The 3,027-nt window shown below is 73.7% G+C and carries 3 protein-coding genes and 2 pseudogenes; 3 read left to right on the forward strand and 2 right to left on the reverse strand.

What is annotated here, in order from left to right; genetic code table 11:
• The coding region (locus AC2W7G_RS12545) for an MFS transporter (protein WP_485868734.1) at positions 1-893 on the reverse strand (893 nt) is incomplete at its 3' end.
• 59 nt (positions 894-952) lie between these two features.
• Positions 953-1,557, reverse strand: a pseudogene (locus AC2W7G_RS12550) (vitamin K epoxide reductase family protein).
• 258 nt (positions 1,558-1,815) lie between these two features.
• On the opposite strand from AC2W7G_RS12550, the pseudogene AC2W7G_RS12555 reads away from it, so the two are divergent.
• The 3 genes and pseudogenes from AC2W7G_RS12555 to AC2W7G_RS12565 form a co-directional block, all read left to right on the forward strand.
• Positions 1,816-1,971, forward strand: a pseudogene (locus AC2W7G_RS12555) (aminotransferase class I/II-fold pyridoxal phosphate-dependent enzyme); the annotation flags it as partial.
• A gap of 61 nt (positions 1,972-2,032) precedes the next feature.
• Positions 2,033-2,770, forward strand: a complete 738-nt coding sequence (locus AC2W7G_RS12560; protein ID WP_485868736.1) for an aminotransferase class I/II-fold pyridoxal phosphate-dependent enzyme — start codon at positions 2,033-2,035, stop codon at positions 2,768-2,770.
• Positions 2,771-2,836: 66 nt separating this feature from the next.
• On the forward strand, positions 2,837-3,027 hold a 191-nt coding region (locus AC2W7G_RS12565), incomplete at its 3' end, for a hypothetical protein (protein ID WP_485868735.1).

Genomic DNA, 3,027 nt, shown 5'->3' on the forward strand with positions numbered 1-3,027 from the left:
GGTGCCGGCTGCGGGGACGCGACGACGAGGCCCAGGCCGACCAGGCCGGTCGCCACGCCCCCGACGACGACCCGCTGGGCACCGACCCGCCGCACCGCGAGGTCGGCGGTGAGGCGCGAGACCAGCGCGCCGACCTGGTAGGCCGCATAGCCGAGCGGGGCGAGCTGGTCACTCGCCCCGAGCGCGTCCTCCAGGTAGCGCGTGCACCAGGCGAGGATGCCGGTGTCGGAGGCGAAGAAGACCAGCACGACGAGGCCGAGCACCAGCACCGGGCGCCACGGCACGTGCGGCCCGCCGTCCGGGACGAGGTCCACCTCCTGCTCGCTGGCCGGGACGAAGCGGGCCTGCACCAGCTCGCACGCCGACGCCGCCACGACCGCGACGACGAGCAGCGACAGCGCGACCGGGACGTCGAGCGCGGCGCACAGCGAGGCGTAGCCCGCGCCGAGGATGCCGCCGACGCTCCACAGTCCGTGCAGGCCGTTCATGAGGCTGCGTCCGAACAGCGCCTGCACCCGCACGCCCTGCATGTTCATGCTCGCGTCGACCGCGCCCAGCCCCAGCCCGTAGGAGGCGAAGGCGGCCATCAGCGTCGGGACGCTCGGGGCCAGGCCCACCACCGCGGCCCCGAGGGCGATGCCCCACAGGCCGAGGCGCAGCGCGGTCGCGCTCGTGCGGCGGGCCGCGACACGTCCGGCCGCCACGCTGCCGACCCCGGACACGACGGCCACGAGCACGAGCACGGTGGTGAACGTGCCGTCGCCGACGTCGTGCTTGTCGATGAGCCGCGGGGCCTGGGTGAGGATCGAGGAGATCACCAGCCCCTGCAGCAGGAAGCCGGTGGAGACCGCCACGCGGGTCTCGCGCAGGGCGGTGGGCGGGGCGTCGGTCATGGCCTGGCTCCTGTTCGTCGGCGCCAGTGTGGCCGACGAACGGGCTCAGGCGGGGCGCCTCAGAGGAAGAAGCGGAACAGGATCGCGGTCGCGAGGAGCACGAACCACAGCGCGAGAATCAGCACGTTCCAGTCGCGCAGGAAGCCGACGACCCGGTTGCGCGGCGCCCACGTGCCGAGGTTGCGCAGCGTGACGTACCAGAAGATCGGGATGGTCACCGCCCACACGACCATGCACCACGGGCACAGCGAGCCGATGACGTAGAGGCTCTCGTACTGCAGCCAGCAGATGAAGACGAAGGCCAGGGTGGCGCCGACCTGCAGGCCGCCCCACACCCACTCGGCCAGGCCCGAGCCGGAGAGCAGCACGACCCCGAGGGTGATGACGACCGCGAAGCCGACGAGGCCGAGCAGCGGGTTCGGGAAGCCGAGCAGCGACGCCTGGTCGGTCTTATGATGTTGAGGCAGTTGAAGACCAGGCTGAAGTTGCAGCTGGGGACGTAGTCGGCCGTCTCCAGCAGGCGGATCTTCTCCACCGTCAGGGTGAAGGACGCCGCCAGCCCGATCGCGCCGCCGACCAGCAGCAGCCAGGCCAGGGCGAGCGGACGGGCGGGGGGCACGACCTCGCGCTCGTCGGCGGAGGTCTCGAGGGTCGTCACGCGCACATCCTAGGCAGACGAACGGGCGCGGACATCGGTTCCCCGCGTGACTACAGTGACAGCGGTGAGGACGTCCAGCACCCGCGTCGCCGGTCTCGGCACCACCGTGTTCGCCGAGATGACCGAGCTCGCCCAGCGCACCGGGTCGGTGAACCTGGGCCAGGGGTTCCCCGACACCGACGGGCCGGACTGGCTGCTCGAGGCGCCCGCACCGCCATCGCCGAGGGGCGCAACCAGTACCCGCCCGGCCGCGGCGTCCCCGAGCTGCGTCGGGCGGTGGCCGCCCACCAGCGGCGTCGCTACGGCCTGGAGCTGGACCCCGACACCCAGGTCGCCGCCTCGACCGGCGCCACGGAGGCGGTCGCCGCCGCGCTGCTCGGCCTGGTCGAGCCGGGTGACGAGGTGATCGCGCTCGAGCCGTACTACGACTCGTACACCGCGTGCCTGCAGATGGCCGGCGCCGTGCGCGTCCCCGGTCACGCTGCGGGCGCCGGACTTCCGGCTGCGGGTCGACGAGCTGCGCGCGGCCGTGACCCCGCGGACGTCCGCGATCCTGCTCAACACCCCGCACAACCCGACCGGCTCGGTGCTCACCCGCGCCGAGCTCGAGGCGGTCGCGGCCGTGGCGATCGAGCACGACCTGGTCGTCGTGAGCGACGAGGTCTACGAGCACCTGACCTTCGACGTGGAGCACGTCCCGATCGCGACGCTGCCGGGCATGGCCGAGCGGACGCTCACGGTCTCCAGCGCCGGCAAGACGTTCTCGGTCACCGGCTGGAAGGTCGGCTGGGCGTCCGGTCCCGCTCCCCTGGTCGACGCGATGCTCGCGGCCAAGCAGTTCATGACCTACACCTCCGGCGCCCCCTTCCAGCCGGCCGTCGCGCGGGCGCTGGACGAGGGCGACGCCTGGGTGGCCGAGCAGGCGGCCCGGATGCGGCAGCAGCGCGACCTGCTGTGCGACGGGCTCGAGCGGGTCGGCTTCGGCGTGCACCGGCCCCAGGGCACCTACTTCGTGACCACCGACGTGCGTCCGCTCGGCTTCGAGGACGGCCTGGACTTCTGCCGCCGCCTCCCCGAGCTCGCCGGGGTGGTCGCCGTGCCGCACCAGGTGTTCTACGACGACGTCGACGCCGGACGCCCGTTCGTGCGCTGGGCGTTCTGCAAGCGCCCCGAGGTGCTGGCCGAGGCGGTCGACCGGCTCGGCGCCCTGCGCCGGTAGCGCGCGGCCGCGGCGGACCCCGCACGTGCCAGCATGGGCCGTCCCCGCTCCGTCCGAAGGATCGTCGTGGCTCCTGCCTCCCGCACCGGCTCACCGCTGCGCAGCACCTGGACCGTCTCGCTGCTCGGCGTCGCCGTGCTCGTCCTGGCGGCCCTGCTCGTCCGGGCCGGTCTGGACGACGCCCCCGTCCGCGTCGCCTCGTCGCCGAGGACGTCGCCGTTCCCGCCGAGGGCCCCCGGCGGTGGTGACGTCGGCCG

This window comes from Aeromicrobium sp. PFPM2_SD2 (genome assembly GCF_057364525.1).